Source organism: Methanosarcinales archaeon, assembly GCA_014859725.1.
Taxonomy (GTDB): domain Archaea; phylum Halobacteriota; class Methanosarcinia; order Methanosarcinales; family Methanocomedenaceae; genus Kmv04.
Window position 1 is genome coordinate 1 of the sequence record JACUTQ010000002.1, and the last position, 22,263, is coordinate 22,263.

The following is a 22,263-nucleotide window of genomic DNA, read 5'->3' on the forward strand; positions in this document are numbered from 1 at the left end:
AAGTAAGTGTACTAATGACGTAAACTTACATTTTGGATCTTCCTTAGCTTTCAAAGCTATAACCAGTATAGCTTCTAAAGTCTTAGACACCAGTTTTGTTGTCATCTACTCCCCACCTCTGAGTGTGGTAGATGTGCCCCTGATGTCAATCGTACTTCTGTCAGTCCCTTCCCTCCACAGGCATTACCCTGCTTCATCAGTACTATGAACTGATCCGACTCCCAGTATGCCATTTGCGCCATCTTACCGTCCATAGGCTTGACAGTGCATACTCCTGTAGGGAGAGCATACTGGGCCTCCCGAGTTCCCATATTCTCCGTTTGATAACATGCTACGGTCTTAGACCCCGTTGGACTCACATCACCTTGCCGTGTCCCAGAGCTCTCTGCTATATTCCAAGACTGGAGGTGCTGACTAATGGTGGTATGAATGCTGCCTTCCGTTACACAGATAACGTCGGCTTCCAAGATCATCAGAATTTCGGGGCTTATAACCTTCACTTCCGTTGTGGCCTATTGTCCCATCCCCCCAGCTTCACATCAGCCTGTTACCAGTCTGGGTGTGGGGTTCAGTTCTGAGGTGGTGGCTAGCCTTTCCTCAGGCTGGATTTTCACCAGCTGGCGAATATGAGCTTAGCTCGGCACGCCTGTGTCATCCGTGCAATCCGTGTTCCATTACAACATCATCTTTTATGTGAAAACGGGCATCAAAAAGAAATAAATACACAAATCTTAATAGCTTGCGATAATTCTTACATACAGTGATGTTGATGGGGTGCAAGAAATATATCGATAAAATCGTAACCTGCAGTCACTGTGGAAGGGAATACACAGAGATACTATGTGAAGAGGATCTTTCCAGTATTGTAGCATTTTTCTGCGAAGACTGTGGAAAAAATTTGGAAGAAGTATTAGAAAAAAGTGGGATTGCCATAAAACCATCAAACATGCGCAAACTGCGAAATACCGGGCAGTCAGACTAAATTGTGGTGAAGTATGACAGAACTGACTGAAGATGCGATAAGGGAAATCTTTAGCGATAAAACATTTTTCAGGGGACTGGATTACTACGACAGCGGTCATGTCCACAGACCTGTAAAAATGGCGAACACGCTATACGCTCAGGTGCTGGGAAGTGCGGCAGCACCATACGAGACGAGAGCTTATATCGATGATCAGAATATAAGCACCCAGTGCTCATGTCCTGTGGGGAATATGTGCAAGCACGGGACCGCCCTTCTTCTGCAATGGGCGGATGAACCCTCATCATTCATCGATGCCGATGTTTTCCTGCATTCCCTTGAAAAAATGAGCCGAGATGAACTGATCAACATTATAAAAACTTTTATTACACTGTATCCAGATTCTGTTGCCGAATTTTCCTTTGAGGCCGGGGAAAAGCCTGAGATAAATATAGATGCAGTGACAGATAGAATCAGGTGGATAGTGAGCGGAGAACTTGATTATTATCATATTTGGGATGCCGCCAGAAAACTTGAAGAGATAAAAAAGTCTGCCGACAGACTCATGGAGAAAGGGTCTTACAAAAGCGCATCTGAAATATATCTGGCGCTGGTAAAAGGCGGGGTGGCGGCATATGATGAAGGTGCTGATGACTCGGACGGCGGTCTGGGCGATTTTGTATCAGGGTGCGTTGAAGATTTCAAAGAATGCATGAAAATGATTACAGATCGCTCTTATAAAGATGAGCTTCTGGAAAAAATACTTGTTATTATTGAGGATGAAGACTACGGTCTGGATACGCAGGAAATGCTTTTAGATGTCATTTCTCTGGAAAATATACCTAGGGTGGAAGCATATCTTCTGGAAAAAGTGAAGCAACTGAGAAAAACCAGCGCCGGTTTCAGTTATACGTATAATAAGAATAAGATTATAGGATTACTGGTCGAGCTGTATGACCTGCTCGGAAAGCCTGATGAAAAGCTGCGGCTTGCTCAATATGAACTTGAGGACAGGGAGGATTATATCAGGCTGGTAGAGGTACTGGCACAGGAAGGGAAGTTCGAGGAGGCACTTGACGCTGTCAAAAAAGGTATGGCACTGCCAGGAGAGAGAACAACACATTTGAGTGAACTTTATTTTGATATTGCTGAAGTAATGGTGAAAGATAAGCCACAACTCATAGACTTCAAGACGTCTCTTGCTGCCGCACTTGAAATGATGTCGCGTCGCTTTGACGCAAAAAAATACGAGAAAGCAAATGCGGTCTTCCGTACCACAGGTAAGCTTGATGAGTTCAGATCGGCGCTGCGCACAGGTCATGTGAACAGGGACAGTGCGGTCAGGGCATTTCTGCATGACGGTGAATTGAATGCTGCAGCTGAAATGATCCTGGCAGAACCTGTATCTTCAAGCGTCATAATTGAAGCATCCACTGCCGCCGCAGATAAAGGGATGAGGCACGAGTCCGCTATACTTACAAGACTGGCACTTAAGCGGGGATGGATCGACGGGCGCCCTCCCATTGGTGTGCTTCTTGATGTGATGATGGATGTATCAGGTAAAGAGGAACTGTGCAATCTGACAGAGCGCATTTTGAAAATGAAAATGGCAGGGACAGCTGTCCTGCTTTTGCCGTATCTCATGAAAAAAGAGCCGGAACTTGCTGCCGTGCTGGCAGGCAGGTTCTTGAACGATATGCCTGTGGAACTTGTAGCACAGGTCGCAATGGCGGCGGCAGAGAAGTCACCTGAGGAGGGGGCAGCTCTATGCAGAATGAGGATAAACGAGGATATTTTGCGTTCCCATGTCCATTATGATAAAGCGATAATGCTGCTTTTGGCGATCAGAGATATTTACGTATCAATAGGGAAGGAATCTGAATGGTCAGGGTTTATCAGGGGATTTGCTGCTGAGAATAAGGGGAAGAGGAAGCTGGTTGAGAGAGTGAGGAAGGAGTTCAGTGCAGTTAAATAGGATTTGTGTAATTTGCCGGCAGATACTCTCACCGTGCACATGGCATTACACCATGATCACTGCAAAGGAGCAGTAATTAATATCGATATTGATAAGTGCTAAAATAACAATACTTATTGAGGTACCACCAATGCTCTCAAAACAGGAACTCATAGAAGCACAGAACACCAGTCCTTCATTAATCGAACATATGATCGACCCTGCCGTCCAGACCCAGCCCAACGGCATCGAGATGACACTGCAAAGTGTCCATCGATTAGAAGGGGCTGGCTCCATTGCCTTTGATAATGCTGAAAGGCAATTGCCAGATACTTATGCCTTGGAATTCGACGAAAATGGTTGGCTCAACCTTGAACCAGGCATCTACAAGATCATCTACAACGAGGTAGTGAACATTCCCGACGGTATCGCAGCCATTGCCCGGGCTCGTTCAAGCCTGCTGCGCTGTGGTGTCGCCCTGGAGACCGCGGTCTGGGATGCAGGTTATAGCGGTCGAAGTGAGAGTCTGTTAGTAGTACATAACCCGGATGGTTTCAGGTTAAAACGAAATGCAAGGGTCGTACAGCTGATCTTTTTCAAACTCAGCAGCAGGGTTGATGAAGGTTACAGCGGAATTTATCAAAATGAAAATAAATAGAGGTAATCGTGTTTACAATTTCCTGGCCGGAAGTGCCGGTTTCAGAACCTTCTGTCTTGACAATATATGCATCTCCTCCGCCGCCCAACGATTTGGTCTGACCGGCAATAACATACCCTTTATCTGAACTCTGTAGTACGGAATATCCCATCTCACTGTTTTGCCCTCCGAAAACCTGGGTCCACTGAAGATCACCATCCCTGTTAAGTTTTAAAAGATTCATATCATATAATCCGTATGAATACTGGTTGGTTTTTCCTGCTATATATATACCCGCCATCAGATGTCTTTTTTATTGACCTGGCATCGTCCTGTGTATCATCCCCGCCATAGACTTTCTCCCAGACTTTTTCTCCATCCAGGTTCACCTTAACTACGTAAATATCAGAAAATTCATTGAAAGATTTGGTGTATCCGGCTGCTACGTATCCATTATCCTGTTGGGTAATGGAATAGAACTGATCATCGCCGCTGCCACCAAAATCTGATTTCCACTTAACAGTCCCTTCATGATCAGTCTTAACTATGTATGCATCATAACTCAAATCGCTGACCGACCGGGTATAACCTCCAATGATGTATCCATTATCAGGAGTTTGCTGGATGTCATATGCACCATCTTCCTCGCCCATGCCAATACCCAGATCCCATTCAATATTACCATTTGGATCAAATTTGATGAGTGAAATATCACTATCATAAAAATTCAGCCAGGTATCCCCTGCTGCCAAATACCCGCCATCTTTGGTCTGGATGATAGCTTCACATACATCCCTCTGGTTCCCACCAGACTTTTGTTCCCACTCAACTTTTCCGGCAGAATCCAATTTTAACATATAAAAATCATTAACTCCCTCAGTCTCAGTATAGGTTCCACCGCAGACAATATATCCTCCGTCAGATGTCTGCTTGATAGAATTTGCAAAATCCTCTTTAGATGCTATATACTTGTTTTCCCATTCCACTTCTCCTGATGCAGTAAGTTTTACCACATAAATATCCTCAGAGGTATTTACAGAATATTTTTTACCTGCAGCAATATAACCACCATCAGAAGTCCGGGCAATATCATATATTGTATCTTCTAAATTATCACCCAGGTTTAGTTCCCATTGGACAGGTGTAGCTGTGTCTGCATATACAATAAATGGTGAAAATAAAAATAAATAAATAGATAAAGTAAATATTAATTTAAAACACATGATTTTATCACCGCTTAATGATTTATTTCATATATATTAAAATTTTTTTGATAATATTCGTTCAATTACTTTTTCCTTCTTTTTAATAGCATCTAATGCCGCCTTATCGATCTTTTCACACATATCTTTAAAATCAAGTGGTTCCACTTCCCCTACCAGTTTTTTAATTGGGGTATAGGCCGATTCCCTGAACCTTGGTGAAAAATCTATAATCTTGCCATCAATCTCCAGTCTCGCGCCGCTACCTTTTCTGACCTCGCCGATAATATCAGCAGACACCCCATTTTCTTTCAATTCATCGAGGATAGCTTCAGCAGATTCAGGAGGTGTAATGATAAGCAGTGCATCCAGGGACACACCCAGATAATCGATCTCCAGTCCTTCCAACATGGATAGTACTTTAGGATGTACCAATGGCCTGATCCGTTCTTCATGGAAAATCAGTTCCACGCCGGCTGTCCTGGAAATCTCTTTTGCATCTCCACGCACACCGCCATTTGTTACATCAGTCATGGCGTGGATTTGCTCAAGTAATCCAGCCTTCATGATAACTTCGCAAGCCTCAATAAACTTGATATTTATAGTCTCATTCACAATATCATGCATGCCGAAATACAGCGCAGTAGTTGAGATCGTTCCGCCCCCGGCTCCTTCAGTCATTAATATCACATCTCCGGGTTTAGCCTTTATCCTGGAAGAAATGGTTTGAGTAATTCCCACTGCACCCACACCACCAGTCATGCGCTCCCCAATGACCATATCTCCCCCGATACGCAGTGTACTGCCTGTGATTAAGGGCACACCTGTCAATTCAGATACTGCAGTAATCCCGGCAATGTGATCAAATATTTTACCTACATCCCCGTCATCAGCCACATGGATATCAGACAGCATAGCCAGAGGTCGCGCTCCCATAGCATATATGTCCCTAAGTGCTGCCCGAGCCACATGAAAACCTGCCAGGAACGGATAATCGCTTAACCGGCTGTGGATCCCATCCACTGTTACAACCAGATACTCTCCGGAATCAGTCTTAACTACACCAGAGTCATCAAGATGAGAAGTGTCCACCTCAGCCTTGGTCTTACCGATTACCTGGGCGATCTTTTCATGAGCATAAAAATCACCTGCACCCCGGCTGCCCACTCCGAATTGGCCCATGGTAACGTTTGATTCTACTGGTCTTAGAATTCCTTTTTCTAATCTCAGGGTTGCCTGTGATTCCACAAGTACGGCGTGAGCAAGTTTTCTTGCATAAAGTTGAGTAATCCTCTTACCTTTGATCTCAAGTATCCTTTCTGTAAGTCTTTCCTCAATTTGATCTGTATTCTCACCAAGTAATAGAGCCCGTTTAGCATAACCTTCAATGTCCATCACCTAAATGATGAGATATTGATTATTAAAGTTTTTTAAAAAAAAATTAAATACAGACCATTCCCGGATTACCATACCAGGGCAACATGCTCCATTTCGCCACTGCCAGATAATTCATTCAGGATGGTAAATACTTCTTCAGATGTAATGTCAGCTGCTTTACGACTCATGTTGACCACCTGGTCTACTTCAACAGATCCAGTGCTGCTCAGGAGCTTTATAATACGGAGTACTGTATTTTTTTGCCGTTCATGCTCTCTTGTCTGGTATGTACGAACTGAGCGCAGAAAATCTATTTTCCTGAACTCGGGCCAGTACGGTGCACAGAAATAGGCAGCACATTCGTTTCCATTGGCCTGCCAGGGCAGGAAGTTAGATATCCTCTCATCACCTCCAGTCCTGATAATAAGATCCACATCAGGAACCGCCAGACTATCTGAAGGGTAAAGGTGGGCCGAAATGATGTTCTCATCAATGTTTGATAAAGCAAGTTCCCGTATTCGAATCTTATTTGCTATTATCTTTGCAGCATCCACAATCTCCTGGCGCCCTCCATAGGCCATGGCAATGTTCAAATAAAAATTGCCATAATGTTTGGTGATATCTTCTACCTGGCGAGCAGTTTTTTGAAGAGATAAAGGAAGCAAGTTTAGATTACCCAGAATCCGAACTCGCATTTTTCGTTGATGGGTGCGGTCATCATCAATAAGTTCCTCTAATTTGATTCCGATCAATTCGAACAAATTTTTCTTTTCATCCTCTGGCCTGTTCAGGTTTTCTGTAGAGAAGGCATAGAGTGTAAGTTGTTTAACACCAAATTCATAACTCCAGTCAAGCACATTTTCTGTAGTGTTTGCACCCTGGATATATCCCTGTTGGGTAGACTTACCACTTTTGCAGGCAAATCTACGATTCCCATCCATAATAATTGCGATATGTTCAGGGACTCTGAATTCTCTGATCTCTGAAGTGAGGAGACGTTCGTATCCAGAATACAGAATATTGTTAATCGTTTTTCTGATACTATACCCCATATGCAAAACCATTTGCATAAACTAATACAAATAATTATTTAAATAGTTATCAATTTATTAAATAATTCGATTGTAATTATAAATATATCAAGTATAATGGAATATTATATACTGGTATCACCATAAAGAAAGAAAAATAATGAAAAAAAGGGCTAATTTATTATGATTGTTAATTTTCTTTGGATGGCATTGATTTTTTTTATCCTTGCAGCCATACTACCCAGCAAATTTAAATCTTATAGGATGCCAATCGGTGGTATGGGATGGATATTTTTTGCTGCGTATTGGGCTCTTCAACCGTTTTATTACCTAAAAGAAGGTGATTTTTCAATGGTAATTTTAATGCTTGTTGTGGCTTTGATCTGTTTGATCATCGCTCATCTCATGTTCATTACTTACTTAAAATCCAATAAAGGTATGCTGCAGGACAATCAAACTAATATAACAAAAACATTGATGGCAGCTACAACTGTAACTGCTATCGGTGCGCTGTTCTATTTTCCTTTTGCGCAGATTGAATCATTGAACCATTCTTTAATTTCTACTGTTACATCACAAACCTTCTGGCTTTCCCAGCAGGCAGGATTTCCTGTAATCAGATTGGATTGGAATATGATAATGCTTGAAGGATATCGAGTAGAGATCATTCTTGCCTGTACAGCCATCGAGAGCATTGCCCTGTTCTTTGGATTGATCCTGGGAATAAAAGCAGATCGAAAAAAAGTACTAATGGCATTAATGGCTTCAATTCCAGTAATCTACATCTTAAACCTAATCAGGAACACGTTTGTAATAGGAGCATATGGATATAAGTGGTTTGGAACCGGCCCGATGATAGTACATTTATTTGGAAATGAATATTTCCTGCACCAATCGGCCAGTTTCTATATTGGGCATCATATCATCGCAAAAGGAGGATCAGGAGTTGCATTATTATTCATTGCTTATGCAGTATTAAAGCTGCTTCCCGAACTTCTCGACCTTATCGACAACCTCTGGCTGTTAATTAAGGAGGATGTCAGGAATATTTTCAGGAGTGATTAGCCATTCTTGCCCGGAATACAGATACGCTATTAGGCGGGATTTTTGTAGTTGCAATTATCCTGGCAATTGCAGCTTTCTTCCTGGATTCGGAATTATTGGCAAAGGAATCTGCTCTTGTTTTTCTTTTGGATTTGCTTTTTATATGGTTCTTCAGGGACCCGGAACGACCAGTTGGGGGAATTGATGAGGGAATCGTATCTCCGGCTGATGGGAAAGTAGTGGATATCAGGGGAAATACGGCTTGTATCTTTATGAACTTCCATAATGTACATGTCAATAGGGCCCCTGTTTCTGGAAAGATTGTTAAGATGCATCACAGGGATGGCGGTTATTTACCTGCATTTTTCAAGGATTCGCTTAAAAATGAACGCAATACAATATGTATCGAATCAGATTACGGTTTGGTAAAAATGACACAAATAGCTGGTACCGTGCCCAGAAGGATTGATACATATTTCAATGTGGGGGATAGAGTGGTCAGAGGCGAGCGGATCGGAATGATCAGGTTCGGAAGCCGTGTGGACATAACACCCCCAGAGGGATATGCATTAACAATAAAAAAAGGCGATAGGGTCAAAGCGGCCATATCTATAGTAGCCAGGAAAGTGGATGAAGCTTCGGGGGCAATTCCTGATAATAATAAAGGTGAATAACTTGAATGACAGCATATTTCGATTGATCAAGCTTCCTGACCTTGTAACCCTGGTGAATGCACTGTTAGGTTTTACTGCCATCCTAATGGTTGTCCAGGATAATTCAAATACCTCCAATGCCTCGATCCTGATTGTAATGGCTGTGATTACAGACGGTATTGATGGTGCAATTGCCAGAAGATTAGAATATGGATTATTGGGCGAACAACTTGATTCACTGGCCGATATGATCTCATTTGGAGTTGCACCTGCTGTTATTGCATATTCTTTACTTGCAACACAATACCATTATTTGATCTGTATAGTTGGAGGGACATTCCTGGCCTGCGGCATTTTAAGACTGGCCAGGTTTAATGCTATCAATTATAAATCCGGATTCAGAGGTTTGCCCATTACAACATCTGGTCTTGCAGTTACATTATATATACTAACATTCGAAGGACTTAACTTTAAGTTATTTTCCTATGGTCTCCTGGGATTAATGGTACTTCTTGGTGGATTGATGGTGAGCAGGGTACCATATACAAAGATCAAAGATTTCAGGGTAATGTATTCAACTTTATTCTTATTATTATTGTTAATTGTATTTTTCTATTTAGGGGATCTAGAAAAAACACATGCAATAGCAGGTATTACGTGTATCCTGATTGGATTATACATTTTTAGTCCTGTTATGAAATTAAAAGAAATAATTAGAAAATGAAGCTTGTCCTTTTATAATGATCACATAAACAATAGATAAAGTGATGTAATTATGAGCACTTCACTATTTCCGGATGACCTTTCAACTCCATCCCTTATCCATGCACAGGAACTGGTCAGAAAGAAGGTCATCTTATATGATGATTATCCTGATCTTGCTATTGTGGGTGGTGTGGATCAGGCATTCTATAAAAACAACATTATATCCGGTATTGTGGTAATTGATTATGGATCATTGGAGATTATTGAGGAAGTTTATCATCAAGACACTGCTCAATATCCTTACATTCCCACTTTTCTTTCCTTCAGGGAAGGGCCAGCCATCACATCTGCCTTCTCCAAATTGAACCATGAACCAGATATCCTGATGGTAGATGGATGCGGAATCAACCATCCCCGGGGCGCCGGGCTTGCCACTCATGTGGGAGTGGCATTGGACTTACCTACCATCGGAGTAGCAAAGAATATATTATGCGGAGAGGGAGATGAGCCGATACAGGTCGGGGACGTGAATCCTTTGATGTTCAAAGCACAGCAGGTGGGCTGGCTCATCAAATCATGCCAGAGGTGCAGGTCCATTGTGGTAGCACCAGGTCACCGGGTGAGCATGAAAGGATCACTTGAGATAACTCAGAATATGTTAAAAGGTCACAAACTGCCTGAACCGTGCTTTCTTGCCCACAATTATGTAAACAGAATTAAGAAAACAATAAAGCACAATTAAATCATCCTGAGATCGAGATTTCAATGAACGAAAATCCTAATTATAAATGGAAGGCCATGTTCGTGGTTTCTATCGGAGTGTTCATGGCCACTCTTGACAGCAGTATCATAAATATTTCATTGCCTACATTAACAAAATACTTCCTGACTGATATTACCACTATTCAATGGGTGATACTTTCATATTTATTGACCATAACGGCCCTGCTGCTCACCCTGGGACGGATTTCGGATATGTATGGCCGAAAACCCGTATTTATTCTTGGTCTCTTGATCTTTACATTGGGGTCCGGGCTATGCAGTTTTTCTGCTACAGCTGGCCAGTTGATCGCATTTCGTGTAGTACAGGGTCTGGGAGCCGCCATGATCATGGCCAATGGTCCGGCAATTATCACGCATGTCTTCCCCCATACAGAACGAGGCAAGGCTTTGGGACTAATAGGTACTGTGGTGAGCATCGGTTTTATGGCAGGACCGGCACTTGGCGGTTTCTTGATAGGCTGGATAGGCTGGCAGAGTATTTTTTATATCAATATCCCGATCGGTTTATTGGGAACGGTTTATGCTTTAAAGACGTTACATCCGGATGAGGTTCAAGCTGAACAGAAATTCGATGTTCTGGGTGCTGTTTTTATGTTCATTAGCCTGACTGCACTGCTTTTGGGAATTACCCAGGGAGAGGAACTGAGATGGGGATCTCTGGAGATATTAGGATTATTTATTCTTTTTACTGTATTTTTACTGTTGTTCTTAATCGTGGAAAACAGAACCAGTCAGCCTATGGTTGAACTGTCTCTTTTCAGGAACAGACCGTTTTCAGCTTCAAATATGAGCGGTTTCCTCAGTTTCGTGGCAATGTCTGGCGTAACTCTTCTCATCCCTTATTATTTGGAGAATATATTAGGCTACAATATCACGCATGTAGGTGTGATATATATGGCAATTCCTCTGGTCATGGCATTGGTGGCACCTGTCAGCGGCTGGATTTCTGATAAGACGAATTCATTCAAACTTAGCAGTGCTGGGATGGGTATCACAAGTCTGGCCCTGTGGCTTATTAGCGATCTGGGGATGGGGTCGAGTTTCTATGATATTATTATCAGGCTTGCTCTTGTTGGTTTAGGTATGGGATTATTCCAATCCCCAAATAACAGTATAGTCATGGGAGCTGTGCCCAAAAACAGGCTTGGTATAGCAGGAGGCATGCTTGCAATGGTCCGCAATCTTGGAATGGTAACCGGTATTGCCATCGCTGGAGTAATATTTACCAGAAGCTCCCAAACCCTTAAGACCGCTGGATTTACCCCAGAATCGGCATTTTTAGGTGGGTTTCATGATGCCCTTATGGTAGCCGCACTTATTTGTGGTATTGGTGTTTTGACCTCACTGGTAAGAGGTAAATTAAAATACAATTAAATTGAATATTTGTATAGGGTTTCCCTGTATATTGGGAATAATTAATATTGAAAGGAGGGTTAATTATGGTAGATTCACAGATATTGAATAGTATATATGGAATGATTGATCAGTTCATTGCCTTTATTCCGGTTTTGGTCGCAGTCATCATTCTATTAATTTTAGGATTGTTTTTAGGAAAATTATTTGGTAAGATTGGATCAAGAATCCTGGACAAAATCGGCCTTGACGATCTAATTAACAAAACCATGATCGGAGATATAGTACTGTCGGATTTTTCGGTGCTGTAATCAAATGGTTTATTTATCTGATCTTTGCAGTGATCATTATTGAGCTGTTAGATATACAAGTGGTTGCTGAATTTATTACAACGCTAATTCAATACATTCCTCTTATTATTACTGCTTTAATAGTATTGATTATTGGATTATTACTAGTTGATTTTATATCAGGCTTAATTAAAAATGTACTAATTGCCACAGGTATTGATGATCAGATAGTGAAAAGTGATATTGGAAAGCCCCTATCTGCAAGCGGGTTGACCCCATCATCCATAATAGCAGGATTGGTTAAATTATTTGGATACCTGCTATTTATCACAGCATCTGTAGAGATCCTGCAGTTTAACATGATAACAAATTTCATGATCCAGGTAATGAACTACCTGCCAAGTCTTTTCACTGGTATAATCATATTAATCATAGGAATGCTAGCAATAGACTTCTTTATGGATTATATCAGTTCCATAATGAAAGGCATGAAGGTAGAAGGTGCCGATGTGTTTACACCATTATTAAAAGGATTTTTGTTCATCATCATCATCCTGATGGCCCTGGATGTCATGCTGGTGAATACCAGCATATTCTATATATTCCTGGGACCATTGGCCTGGGGATTCGCCATAGTAGTGGCATTTAGATGGGGAGTAAAAGAGGCGGTTGTTGCATACGCACAATTTAAAAAATAGGCCTCTTTTCCTTTTTTTTTCACGTGGGATTTAGTTAATCAAAAATTAATAAGATCCTTAAACAGAGTCTTTACCAGAAATTATCTTTAATCTCTCAACGCCGCTTATTTCTTTAATGATGTCTGCAGTAGAAGGCGGCACCAGAGATTCCCATTCTTCTTCGTTCAGCATTCTGCGGCGAATTTCAGTACCGGAATATTTATCGCGCTGGTACAGAGGTGATTGCCTTACTTCAAATCCGGCCTCTTCGAACAAGCGTATTACTAGCGGGTTATTAGAATATACAATCTGAAAAGGAGGGGTCATAGAAATAATGTGGGATACCCAGACAGAATTGCGCTTGATATCCTCAATGGGTATAATATAATGCCTGACACCCAGTTCCTGGAGTGCCTTTGTCATCATAAGTACCCTCTCACCTGCAGTAAATAAATCATCCGGCTCATGACTGGCCTGGGCACTTCCGATGCCGATTATGATTTCATCTACTTCATGTGCGATGGATTCAAGTACTGTCTGGTGTCCCAAATGATACGGTTGGAATCGTCCTATGTAGAATGCTCTTCTGGAGTCCATTCTCCGCCAGCCCAGACCACTTCATTGAACTTTTGGTAGTCCCAAGAATTGTTCTTGTGTTTTTGGGCTGCGAGCTTCTGGATGATCTCCATGAAAATGGGTTTTTCGTCATATTCCATTCCCTGAACCTTATCCAGGTATTCCTTACCGATCTCGTTGCGGATAAATATGGTACTCCAGCCGTCAGGACTGCCTACGCTACCCACACTGATATCTGCATAATAGGATGTGTAATCCATACAGTGATGGCAGGGTTTACGGGCCATGTGAGCTATTTCCTTAATGGGGACCGCTTTTTTATCATCAGCAGTCTCTGCCACGAACTTTCCTTTGGCAAAGTCAAGTTTTCTGACAGCTTTTCGATCCAGTCCCATGACATTAGGGATAATATTTTCGCCCATGTCATCATAGGTGAAGCTCTCCATACAGATCAGTCCAATGACCAGTTTTATCTTATCGGTCAGGTTCTCACGGAGCAAGGACGCTGCATGTGCCTGGCATGGAGTGCCAACTACAGCTATCTTTTCATAATCCTTAAGAGCATCCCGCAGTTTTGAGATGACCGGTTCATAGGTATATTTGGTACCACCAACACTGGTAACCTGGTCAGCTCTTGTCAGCACCACAACCTCGGTCTCCCAATCTTCGTTTCGGGATACACTGAGAGCAGCATCGATCTCGCCCTGTTCGAACAGAGATTTCAGTATACCGGTAACTACAGCACCATCCTGACCATGCAGGGAACTCTTACCTACCCGCTGTTCGATGATATTATCGAACTCATCATCACCAGGGAAACCATCCAGAATTGGGCAGATCCGCTGGCATGCAAGACAGTTCTGGCAGGTGACACAATTTTTACAATCCACATAGCACTGCCTGTGTTCACAGTAATTGTCCTCCCTGCTTATCTCGCTGAACAGCTTGATAATAGAGGGTTCATCTACTGTTGGACTGAACTTATCATAGTTTGCTTCGTCGTATAAATTCACCCGGGCTGCCTGCATGGGGCAGATGGCCTCGCATCCGCCGCATGCTGTACACAGCACGTTTTTCACTACTTGATATATCTTCGGGAACCCCAGTTGAGGAACCGGGATCTCAGCGCTCAATTAATTTCCTCCGATTATTTCCTTTCCTATTAGTTTTATGGATTTTTCTTTATCAGGGCCGATTGGGGATCCGCAAACGATCTGGGTCACACCGATCTTCTGCAATGCAGCGACCTTCTCTTTACAGACCTCTGGTGTGCCGCAGATACTGAAGGCATCCATCATTCCAGGAGTGACTGCACCCATAACAGTACCAAAGTCACCCTTTCCAATGGCTGCTCCGATTGTTCCTTTTGCAGCAACATCGACACCGTGTCGTTGAAGTACCACATCAGGTGAACCGGCTACAATAAATGCCACTACGATCTTGGCAGCATTAATGGCCTTTTCTTCATTCTTATCTATTGAGAAACATGCATATGCACCAACATCAACCTCTTTTGGATCTCTGCCTGCTTTTTCGGCTCCTTTCTTAATGGCTGCGATAGCAATCTCAAAGTCCTTTGGATGGGATGCGTTGATCAGTACACCATCTGCCACTTCGCCTGCTAATTCCAGCATCTTGGGTCCCTGTGCACCCAGATAGATGGGTATTTTACCAGCACTGAACGCCATTTTAGCGCCTGCGATCTTAACCATCTCTCCGTCCAGGTTGACCTTTTTACCTGCAAAGAATTCTCTTAATGCCTGGATGGATTCCTTTGAAGTGGACAGTGGTTTTGTCCACTCGATACCCATGGCATCAAAAGTGGCTTTATCTCCGGGTCCTATACCCAGGATTGCTCTTCCCCCTGATATTTCGTTAATTGCTGCTATGCTTGAAGCAGTAACTGCAATATTTCTAGTGTAGGGATTTGTAACTCCCGTCCCTAGTTTTATTTTATTAGTATTCATGGCCAATACAGCCAGGGTAGTATATACATCCCTGTTATTGTAATGGTCCGTAATCCACACATTGTCAAAACCCTGAGTTTCAGCCAGCTTCGTATAATGAGCCAACTTTAAAACAGGATCGCTAGGTACAAATTCTATCCCAAACATTAAATGTCCTCCATTAACTGTAAAAGTATTGAATCTTTACTGGCTTAAAAGCATATTGGTTTTATTCTGATCTCTGACCAAGGATAAAGCAGACGCATTAAATAAGATTATAGATATTTATATAAAATTAATGACATTATTATGAAAGTATTGAAACCGGGCGTATTATGAGACTGGATTCCTTTTTAGTTGAATTGGGGAAAGTAGCAAGCAGGAGCAGGGCAAAGCAGGCCATCATTGAAGGTGGTGTAAGAGTTGACGGCAAACCTGTAAACAAACCCTCCAAACAGGTGAGTTATTCAAATAAGATCGAGGTTGTTAAAAACATTGATGTGCCAGCAGGATACCTGAAACTAAAATCCATTCAGGATACGACAAATATTATTCATCCAGGGGACTATGTACTGGACCTGGGTTCCAGTGCAGGAGGTTTCCTTCAGTACGCATCAGAGATTGCCGCACGTGTAAAAGGTATCGAATACAGTAATGATTTCATACACTTGCTTGAAGAATTGTCAGCTTCCAGGAATAATATCACAATAATGAAAGGTGATGTGTTCACTATGCCAATATCTGAAATGTCTGAAAAGCCAGTAGATGTGATCCTGAATGATATTACTGTAGCACCAGAGGATTCTATCAAAGTGCTTGAAAAAGTGCTGCCTTTATTAAAACCGGATGGACGACTTTTGCAGGTATTAAAACTTTCAAACAGATCGGGACATGATAATTACCTGAGCAGGATAAAAGAACTGGAACTTACGATAAAGCATGTAATCGAGCCGCAAAAGAGAGAAATATATGTGGTAGCAGTGCGTAACCAAGACAGCGAGGCGAACCAATAATGGCAAATCTATGCACCATTTGTGGAAAAAAAGAGATGCTGCCATACAAATGCAAATTCTGTGGGTGGACATACTGCTCTGAACACCGCCTGCCAGAGAATCATGATTGTATTGGTCTTGAAAAATTTAAAGAACATTCAAAAGAAAGCGGAAAGATCATTTACCAGCCGGTTTCAGAGACATTCAGAAAGCGAAAAATTGGACTTCCATTTTTTGAACGAAGGTCAAAATCTCCTTATGCAATTCCCATATCCAGGAATTATTCCATTTACCTTATTATAATTTCAGTTGTGATGTTCTTTCTTCAATTATTGATTCCTGGTTTTACCAATTTATTTTTGTTAATTCCTCAATTAATCATTAACCGTCCCTGGACTATAGTTACATACATGTTTCTACATGGAGGAACTCGCCACATATTAATTAATATGTTGGTATTGTTCTTTTTTGGCCCTACACTTGAGAGAAAGATCGGCAGTATAAAATTCCTGCAGGTATATTTTGGTGCGGGACTGTTATCTGCTATCGGACATATGATCCTCTCCCCTTCACCAGTGCTTGGTGCAAGCGGAGCAATATACGGGATTTTTGCATGCCTGGCAGTTCTTGACCCTGAAATAAGGGTATATTTCTTTCCAATGAAAATTATAAATGCGTTGATATTATTCAGTCTATATGATCTCTTATTTATTGGTGCCGACGATATGATCGCACATGGCGCTCACCTGTCCGGACTACTGTTCGGGCTTTATATGGCATTTAAACTAAAGAAGGAAGGTTCAATCTATTCACCATGGTGAGTCGCAAAATATAATATGGTCCAGGTTGAATAGCAAATTGCAGGAGCATTACAATTATGGCGAAAAAAAAGAAAAAAGGAAAAGCAGAAAAAGAGCCAGCAGTTAGCCCCAAGTCTAAGATCATATTCCCATTTTATTCAAACGAAAGATGGAACAACTGGATAGAACAGGTCAAAGAAAGTGGGTTTGAACTCAAGGAAGATGATGAGGATGCGGGAAAATCAGGTGAGATATTTGTCAACATGGGAGATGATATCATACTTGCATGCTTGAAACTAATCGCTAAATTCGATAGTAAAGAACTCTCACTGGATGGGGCCTTCGATGCATTGACTGAGATCCGGGACGTTGTGTTAAAACCCCTCGATCCAATAAGTGAATCCATAGACCTTATGGTCGATTCATTGCAGACCTCACTTATCGGTGTGTTTGCCTCCTGCGAATATTATATCGAAAAAGGTGCCGATAATTCTGTTGATCTGGTTGAACTTGTTAAAAATGCTGTTTCTTCAGAAGAGAAGAATGACCCCGGTGCGGCCCTTAGTTATATTGCAGTCCTTGGAGCCAACGTTTTGAAAGGGGCTGAGATATCAGATGAAATGATATCGGATATTCCGTATGGTCTGGTGGCAGAATGGATGGACGGTCTGGATTCATTGGCAGCAGCCATGATGGGGGATGACAGTTACAAATTCGACGAACCTGATGAATAATAACGATCTTTTCAGGTTTTAATATTTAAAGGTAGGATACTGTGCTGCTTCATAATATCCTGGAACTTTCCGAGGATGAGAACTTATTTTTACCGGAAGATGGCTGCAGCAGTCTAAATGAACTTAACCAGACTCTGGGGTTCATGCACCAGATCATAGAATCAGGAGAGGTGAACTCAGAGATTCGGGTATTGAAGACACAGGAGGATGAGATTGTATGCCTGGCGATTTTTAATTCTGAAACAAAAGAATATCCTGCTTTCTGGGCAATATTCACCAATCAGGTGGCAAGAAACGGCATTCGATCTCCTGCTGCAGAACATTTTTCCAGTTTGGCTGAGAAAATAATTAATCCTGTTAATTCCCTGAAAACGATGAAAACCACATCAGAGGAATTGGACACTGCTCTAAGAGAATATTTTTCTATAAACCTTGTTAATCGCCAGTTATGCGATGGGTGCGTAAAGGGGCCTGAAACATATGAGATGGTATTTTTTGAGAACCGGGTTCTAAGACTCGTTGAACTCTTCGGAAAATTGGGCAGTAGATTTGATACTTCGGGTCAGGTTCTGGAAATATGCTGCGGGAATGGGATGGCAACCATGTCGCTGGAAAAACTGGGCATCTTTCCTTTGACAACAGATTATGACCGCTGCGAAATATGCCAGGGACTTGAGCATATGGTGTTGAAACCTGAACGCTCGGTTGTGATGGATGCTACAAGGTTAACACATTTCTTTTCAGAGGATTCCTTTGATTCGGTTATCGGATTCATGCTCGGGACCATATACGTTTTCAATAAAGATATCTGGATAACCATTATGAGGGAGTCCATGAAAGTGGTCAAGCCTGGTGGACAGCTGTTGTTCACTGTTAACAAGCGGGAAGAAATGGATATCTTAAAAGAGGTGCTGGACAGCTTAGGGGCAGTGGGTGAATTGATTGACAACACTGATAATAACGGGATATATGATCAGTGGGTATACCTGGGACAGAAGCGTTAATAACTGGAACTATATATCGATTTATTCTTTTTTAATTCGTACTGTTGGTAAGAACAAGATTTTCAACACATCTTCAATTTGAATTCAATACCATAGCCTTAAACAAAATCCTTATTTAATCTAAACAGTATCTCATACCAAAATTACGGTGACAATATTATGCAGATACTACTCATCCATTCAGATTATATAGAATATGAGGTCAAAAAAGAAACTCCCGTGGCTGAGAAGATAGAGGATGAAATGCGCCATGGCAGACTTGACGAAGCTCTCACAGTGTTTATAGCAGTTGAAAAAGCAGATGAATCAGACCCTGAAAAAGCTGTCAATCTAACTCTTGAAGAGATAAAAAAGGTGGCAGCACAGGTAAAAGCTGAAAATATCATGCTCTATCCTTACGCCCATCTCAGCAGTTCCCTGTCTTCGCCAAAAGTAGCAGTCAAAGTCTTAAAGGACCTGGAAGCCGCCTTGAAGGATGAGTTCAATGTTAAGCGGGCACCATTCGGATTTTACAAGGCCTTTGAAATTAAATGTAAAGGTCATCCATTGTCTGAACTTTCCAGAACCATCAAGGTTGATGAATCTGCAGAAACGACAGCTACTCCCGGCAAAGAGAAAGAAGAAGTGATAAGCGAGGCCATCAAAGCCGAGGAAAAAGCAAAATCATACTGGCATATCCTGACCCCTGACGGGGAATTGCACAGCTTTGAGGATTTTGATTTTTCAGGCCATGACAACCTTAGTAAGTTCAGGGACTATGAAGTATCTAAAAGTCGTGCCGTGGACCGCACACCTCCCCACGTGGAACTGATGAGGCGGCTTGAGATCGCTGATTATGAACCGGGAAGTGATAGCGGTAACATGCGTTTCTATCCCAAGGGTCGTCTTATCAAAAGTTTGCTCGAGACCTATGTGCTGGACAGGGCGGCGGCAATGGGAGCTATGGAAGTGGAAACTCCGATCATGTATGACATGAATCACCCTACCCTGAAAAAATACCTGGACCGCTTTCCGGCCAGGCAGTATTCCATTGATGCAGACAAGAAGAGTCTGTTCCTGCGCTTCGCCGCATGTTTCGGTCAGTTCCTTATGAACCACGATATGACCATATCCTACAGGGACCTGCCCCTGAAGATGATCGAGATGACCCGCTACAGTTTCCGTAAGGAACAGAGTGGGGAGCTGGTAGGCTTAAGGCGTCTTCGTGCTTTTACCATGCCAGATATGCACACCCTTGCTGGTGAAATGGAGCAAGCCATAATTGAGTTCAGACAGCAGTATGATATGTGTATCAGCGTGTTGAATGACATGGGCCTGGGACTTGATGATTATGAGGTAGCCATTCGGTTTACTCGCGATTTCTATGAGGAAAACAAGGAATTCATAACAGAACTGGCCCGTACAGTTAATAAACCGGTAATTATCGAGATGTGGGACCAGCGATTCTTTTATTTCGTACTTAAATTCGAATTCAATTACATTGATGCCCTGGATAAAGCCAGTGCACTATCAACGGTCCAGATCGATGTAGAGAATGCAGAACGGTACGATATCAGTTACATTGACCAGGACGGGGAGGCAAAGCGTCCCACTATTCTGCATTGCTCGCCCAGCGGCGCTATTGAGCGTATAATCTATGGACTGCTTGAGAAGAACTATATGCGGACCGAGGCAGGAGGAGTGCCCATGTTCCCGGTGTGGTTGTCACCAACCCAGGTCAGGGTGATCCCCATAGCAGACAGGCACAGGGAAGCGGCAGAGGAGGTGGCCATGATGCTGGGTTGCAGGGTGGATATTGATGACAGGGACGAGAGCGTGGGTAAAAAGGTACGAGACGCAGGTATGGAATGGATCCCTTATGTTGCGGTGCTTGGTGACGAAGAATTTGAAAAGGGTGAACTGACCGTTACCATCCGCTCAGAAAGTGAACCAAAGAAACCGAAGCAGGTAAAAATTAAGCCCTGGGACCTGTCTGCCAGGATACAGGCCGAAACTGCCGGACTGCCCTATAAAGGATTGGCATTGCCTGTGCATCTGTCAACCAGACCAAAATTCATTTAATGTGAGGATTTTCGTTTTTCTAATGGAAAGGCTTTTAATTGAGTAACGATTACAGAAGGCTACATTTCACAATGGGACAGTAGGGTAGCCTGGCCGATCCTCGAGCGTTTGGGACGCTTGGACCGCGGTTCGAATCCGCGCTGTCCCACCATTGATTCATCTGTCTTTTTCTGATTATTTTTTTCCCAAATCGCAAATGACCGATATTGTTTCGATATTTTTCAAATATAACACCTCAATCAATTATTCCAAAAATGAATCCTGAAATTGTTGCCGCCACGATCACAAGCGAGATATAAAGAACTGTTTTTCTGGTACCCATGATCCTGGCTATCACCAGCATATTTGGAAGGCTGAGTGCCGGGCCTGCCAGCAGCATTGTAAGGGCCGGTCCCCTTCCCATTCCCAGCTTTGTCAAAGCACTGATAATGGGCACTTCGGTAAGTGTTGAAAAGTACATTAACGCACCCGAGACCGAGGCTATCAAATTAGAGGAAATACTGTTCCCTCCAACCAGCGCAGCCACCAATGAGCCGGGCAGCAGTTCTACAATAACCCCGGCCATGAACACGCCTACTAACAGTAGCGGAGTGATCTGTTTAACCAGGAACCAGGTCTCTTGCATCCAGTGCTTTAACTCTTCATGGCTGTACCAGCGCCAGGAAAGAACAATTGTCAAAAGCACAATTAATAACACACCAGCTTTTCCAATTAGTGTTTGAACCGTACCTGCAAATACCAGTATGGCTACCAGAAGCAGGAAAATTATTGTAGTCTTCAGGTGTTTATCATCTCCTGAAAAACTGAAATTTGACTTATTTTTCTTCTTCTCAAATACAACCGACATGACCAAACCGATAATAATGGACAGTCCTATAGCTGCAATGGCTCTGGCAGCCCCGATATCCAGACCCAGTATCTGGGCAGTATATACAATAGCCAGCAAATTGATGGCGGGAGCTGAATACAGGAAGGTAGTAGCTGGGCCGATCCCTGCTCCCCTCTTGTAGATCCCGGCAAATAAAGGCAGGACAGTGCAGCTGCATACCGCTAATAGTATTCCACTTACTGCGGCTACTGAATAGGTGATGTATTTTGGGGAATCAGCACCAAAATATTTTAGTATTGATTCTCTGGAAAATAGGGAGGCAATGGCACCTGCCAGAAAAAAAGCCGGCACCAGGCACAGGATTACATGAAGGGCCAGATATTCTTTCAAAGCATTGATACCTGCATAGAATAATATGTCTACACTCATCATTTCAAAATATATTGAAATACTCGTATTTAAGCATATTTGAAATGCCTTGCTGGAAAAATATTTAATTTTTCAAAATTATGCTTGTTCAGGGAAAATGAGAAAGATGGCATCGAATTTTGAAGACACACAAGTGTCCATTTATACACTGCGGCCGGAAAGTATTGTTTTCCCGGGTGATCGGGTATTGCTTAAGGTCAACCTTCTGGCACCCAGGCCGCCAGT

23 protein-coding genes, 1 tRNA gene and 1 pseudogene are annotated in these 22,263 nt (G+C 42.5%); 16 read left to right on the plus strand and 9 right to left on the minus strand.

The annotated features are described in order from the left end of the window. Positions 1 to 101: 101 nt before the first annotated feature. Positions 102 to 311: a hypothetical protein gene (locus tag IBX40_00275; protein MBE0522766.1), complete on the minus strand. Its 210-nt coding sequence runs from the start codon at positions 309 to 311 to the stop codon at positions 102 to 104. Between the two features lie 118 nt (positions 312 to 429). On the opposite strand from IBX40_00275, the gene IBX40_00280 reads away from it, so the two are divergent. From IBX40_00280 to IBX40_00295, 4 genes are all read left to right on the plus strand, one after another. Continuing rightward, on the plus strand, positions 430 to 630 hold the full coding sequence (locus IBX40_00280) for a hypothetical protein (protein ID MBE0522767.1): 201 nt from the start codon (positions 430 to 432) through the stop codon (positions 628 to 630). Between the two features lie 139 nt (positions 631 to 769). Further along, entirely contained in the window at positions 770 to 982 is a 213-nt protein-coding gene (locus IBX40_00285; protein ID MBE0522768.1) for a hypothetical protein, read from the plus strand. Positions 983 to 995: 13 nt separating this feature from the next. After that, complete coding sequence (locus tag IBX40_00290; protein ID MBE0522769.1) at positions 996 to 2,936, plus strand: hypothetical protein; 1,941 nt, start codon at positions 996 to 998, stop codon at positions 2,934 to 2,936. Between the two features lie 130 nt (positions 2,937 to 3,066). Then, complete coding sequence (locus IBX40_00295; protein ID MBE0522770.1) at positions 3,067 to 3,573, plus strand: deoxyuridine 5'-triphosphate nucleotidohydrolase; 507 nt, start codon at positions 3,067 to 3,069, stop codon at positions 3,571 to 3,573. On the opposite strand, the gene IBX40_00300 is transcribed toward IBX40_00295, so the two are convergent. The 4 genes from IBX40_00300 to uppS form a co-directional block, all read right to left on the minus strand. Further along, a complete protein-coding gene (locus IBX40_00300) occupies positions 3,518 to 3,796 on the minus strand; it encodes a hypothetical protein (protein ID MBE0522771.1) in 279 nt (92 codons plus the stop codon). The genes IBX40_00295 and IBX40_00300 overlap by 56 nt on opposite strands. A 1-nt stretch (position 3,797) precedes the next feature. Continuing rightward, entirely contained in the window at positions 3,798 to 4,775 is a 978-nt protein-coding gene (locus IBX40_00305) for a hypothetical protein (protein MBE0522772.1), read from the minus strand. A 36-nt stretch (positions 4,776 to 4,811) separates the two neighbouring features. Next, entirely contained in the window at positions 4,812 to 6,149 is a 1,338-nt protein-coding gene (locus IBX40_00310) for a hypothetical protein (protein MBE0522773.1), read from the minus strand. 68 nt (positions 6,150 to 6,217) lie between these two features. Continuing rightward, a complete protein-coding gene (gene uppS, locus IBX40_00315; GenBank protein ID MBE0522774.1) occupies positions 6,218 to 7,183 on the minus strand; it encodes a di-trans,poly-cis-decaprenylcistransferase in 966 nt (321 codons plus the stop codon). Positions 7,184 to 7,345: 162 nt separating this feature from the next. On the opposite strand from uppS, the gene artA reads away from it, so the two are divergent. From artA to IBX40_00345, 6 genes and pseudogenes are all read left to right on the plus strand, one after another. Continuing rightward, complete coding sequence (gene artA / locus IBX40_00320; GenBank protein MBE0522775.1) at positions 7,346 to 8,227, plus strand: archaeosortase A; 882 nt, start codon at positions 7,346 to 7,348, stop codon at positions 8,225 to 8,227. Positions 8,228 to 8,229: 2 nt separating this feature from the next. Further along, positions 8,230 to 8,880 carry a phosphatidylserine decarboxylase gene (locus tag IBX40_00325; protein ID MBE0522776.1) on the plus strand — a complete coding sequence of 217 codons (651 nt, stop codon included), beginning with the start codon at positions 8,230 to 8,232 and terminating at the stop codon, positions 8,878 to 8,880. 1 nt (position 8,881) lies between these two features. Continuing rightward, a complete protein-coding gene (gene pssA, locus IBX40_00330; GenBank protein ID MBE0522777.1) occupies positions 8,882 to 9,583 on the plus strand; it encodes a CDP-diacylglycerol--serine O-phosphatidyltransferase in 702 nt (233 codons plus the stop codon). 51 nt (positions 9,584 to 9,634) lie between these two features. Beyond that, a complete protein-coding gene (locus IBX40_00335) occupies positions 9,635 to 10,306 on the plus strand; it encodes an endonuclease V (protein MBE0522778.1) in 672 nt (223 codons plus the stop codon). A 23-nt stretch (positions 10,307 to 10,329) separates the two neighbouring features. Next, on the plus strand, positions 10,330 to 11,721 hold the full coding sequence (locus IBX40_00340; GenBank protein MBE0522779.1) for an MFS transporter: 1,392 nt from the start codon (positions 10,330 to 10,332) through the stop codon (positions 11,719 to 11,721). A 65-nt stretch (positions 11,722 to 11,786) separates the two neighbouring features. Then, positions 11,787 to 12,688: pseudogene (locus IBX40_00345) on the plus strand (hypothetical protein). A gap of 57 nt (positions 12,689 to 12,745) precedes the next feature. On the opposite strand, the gene IBX40_00350 reads toward IBX40_00345, so the two are convergent. From IBX40_00350 to mer, 3 genes are read right to left on the minus strand one after another with little or no spacing between them, the layout of a single operon-like run. Further along, positions 12,746 to 13,264, minus strand: coding sequence for a nicotinamide-nucleotide adenylyltransferase (locus tag IBX40_00350; protein ID MBE0522780.1), 519 nt, complete (start codon positions 13,262 to 13,264; stop codon positions 12,746 to 12,748). Then, a complete protein-coding gene (locus IBX40_00355; GenBank protein ID MBE0522781.1) occupies positions 13,237 to 14,376 on the minus strand; it encodes a Coenzyme F420 hydrogenase/dehydrogenase, beta subunit C-terminal domain in 1,140 nt (379 codons plus the stop codon). Before IBX40_00355 ends, IBX40_00350 begins: the two co-directional genes overlap by 28 nt. Then, positions 14,377 to 15,357 carry a 5,10-methylenetetrahydromethanopterin reductase gene (gene mer, locus IBX40_00360; GenBank protein ID MBE0522782.1) on the minus strand — a complete coding sequence of 327 codons (981 nt, stop codon included), beginning with the start codon at positions 15,355 to 15,357 and terminating at the stop codon, positions 14,377 to 14,379. Positions 15,358 to 15,524: 167 nt separating this feature from the next. On the opposite strand from mer, the gene IBX40_00365 reads away from it, so the two are divergent. From IBX40_00365 to IBX40_00390, 6 genes are all read left to right on the plus strand, one after another. Further along, complete coding sequence (locus IBX40_00365; GenBank protein ID MBE0522783.1) at positions 15,525 to 16,202, plus strand: methyltransferase domain-containing protein; 678 nt, start codon at positions 15,525 to 15,527, stop codon at positions 16,200 to 16,202. After that, entirely contained in the window at positions 16,202 to 17,002 is an 801-nt protein-coding gene (locus IBX40_00370) for a rhomboid family intramembrane serine protease (protein ID MBE0522784.1), read from the plus strand. Before IBX40_00365 ends, IBX40_00370 begins: the two co-directional genes overlap by 1 nt. A 56-nt stretch (positions 17,003 to 17,058) precedes the next feature. Continuing rightward, a complete protein-coding gene (locus IBX40_00375) occupies positions 17,059 to 17,715 on the plus strand; it encodes a DUF2150 family protein (protein ID MBE0522785.1) in 657 nt (218 codons plus the stop codon). Positions 17,716 to 17,756: 41 nt separating this feature from the next. Continuing rightward, positions 17,757 to 18,719 carry a class I SAM-dependent methyltransferase gene (locus IBX40_00380; GenBank protein ID MBE0522786.1) on the plus strand — a complete coding sequence of 321 codons (963 nt, stop codon included), beginning with the start codon at positions 17,757 to 17,759 and terminating at the stop codon, positions 18,717 to 18,719. Positions 18,720 to 18,878: 159 nt separating this feature from the next. Further along, the gene (locus tag IBX40_00385; GenBank protein ID MBE0522787.1) at positions 18,879 to 20,780 is read left to right on the plus strand and encodes a threonine--tRNA ligase; all 1,902 of its coding nucleotides are present in this window, start codon (positions 18,879 to 18,881) and stop codon (positions 20,778 to 20,780) included. Positions 20,781 to 20,853: 73 nt separating this feature from the next. Continuing rightward, a tRNA-Pro gene (locus tag IBX40_00390) sits at positions 20,854 to 20,931 on the plus strand. Positions 20,932 to 21,015: 84 nt separating this feature from the next. Here the strand turns inward: IBX40_00390 and IBX40_00395 are convergent. Beyond that, a complete protein-coding gene (locus tag IBX40_00395; protein MBE0522788.1) occupies positions 21,016 to 22,038 on the minus strand; it encodes a permease in 1,023 nt (340 codons plus the stop codon). Positions 22,039 to 22,263: the final 225 nt, after the last annotated feature.

What these genes read in the sequence shown, in the direction of transcription:
- IBX40_00275 (MBE0522766.1), bottom strand. Translation starts at nt 311, where the DNA reads ATGGGAACTCGGGAGGCCCAGTATGCTCTCCCTACAGGAGTATGCACT.
- IBX40_00280 (MBE0522767.1), top strand. Translation starts at nt 430, where the DNA reads ATGCTGCCTTCCGTTACACAGATAACGTCGGCTTCCAAGATCATCAGA.
- IBX40_00285 (MBE0522768.1), top strand. Translation starts at nt 770, where the DNA reads ATGGGGTGCAAGAAATATATCGATAAAATCGTAACCTGCAGTCACTGT.
- IBX40_00290 (MBE0522769.1), top strand. Translation starts at nt 996, where the DNA reads ATGACAGAACTGACTGAAGATGCGATAAGGGAAATCTTTAGCGATAAA.
- IBX40_00295 (MBE0522770.1), top strand. Translation starts at nt 3,067, where the DNA reads ATGCTCTCAAAACAGGAACTCATAGAAGCACAGAACACCAGTCCTTCA.
- IBX40_00300 (MBE0522771.1), bottom strand. Translation starts at nt 3,796, where the DNA reads ATGAATCTTTTAAAACTTAACAGGGATGGTGATCTTCAGTGGACCCAG.
- IBX40_00305 (MBE0522772.1), bottom strand. Translation starts at nt 4,775, where the DNA reads ATGTGTTTTAAATTAATATTTACTTTATCTATTTATTTATTTTTATTT.
- IBX40_00310 (MBE0522773.1), bottom strand. Translation starts at nt 6,149, where the DNA reads ATGGACATTGAAGGTTATGCTAAACGGGCTCTATTACTTGGTGAGAAT.
- uppS (MBE0522774.1), bottom strand. Translation starts at nt 7,183, where the DNA reads ATGGGGTATAGTATCAGAAAAACGATTAACAATATTCTGTATTCTGGA.
- artA (MBE0522775.1), top strand. Translation starts at nt 7,346, where the DNA reads ATGATTGTTAATTTTCTTTGGATGGCATTGATTTTTTTTATCCTTGCA.
- IBX40_00335 (MBE0522778.1), top strand. Translation starts at nt 9,635, where the DNA reads ATGAGCACTTCACTATTTCCGGATGACCTTTCAACTCCATCCCTTATC.
- IBX40_00340 (MBE0522779.1), top strand. Translation starts at nt 10,330, where the DNA reads ATGAACGAAAATCCTAATTATAAATGGAAGGCCATGTTCGTGGTTTCT.
- IBX40_00350 (MBE0522780.1), bottom strand. Translation starts at nt 13,264, where the DNA reads ATGGACTCCAGAAGAGCATTCTACATAGGACGATTCCAACCGTATCAT.
- mer (MBE0522782.1), bottom strand. Translation starts at nt 15,357, where the DNA reads ATGTTTGGGATAGAATTTGTACCTAGCGATCCTGTTTTAAAGTTGGCT.
- IBX40_00365 (MBE0522783.1), top strand. Translation starts at nt 15,525, where the DNA reads ATGAGACTGGATTCCTTTTTAGTTGAATTGGGGAAAGTAGCAAGCAGG.
- IBX40_00370 (MBE0522784.1), top strand. Translation starts at nt 16,202, where the DNA reads ATGGCAAATCTATGCACCATTTGTGGAAAAAAAGAGATGCTGCCATAC.
- IBX40_00375 (MBE0522785.1), top strand. Translation starts at nt 17,059, where the DNA reads ATGGCGAAAAAAAAGAAAAAAGGAAAAGCAGAAAAAGAGCCAGCAGTT.
- IBX40_00385 (MBE0522787.1), top strand. Translation starts at nt 18,879, where the DNA reads ATGCAGATACTACTCATCCATTCAGATTATATAGAATATGAGGTCAAA.
- IBX40_00395 (MBE0522788.1), bottom strand. Translation starts at nt 22,038, where the DNA reads ATGAGTGTAGACATATTATTCTATGCAGGTATCAATGCTTTGAAAGAA.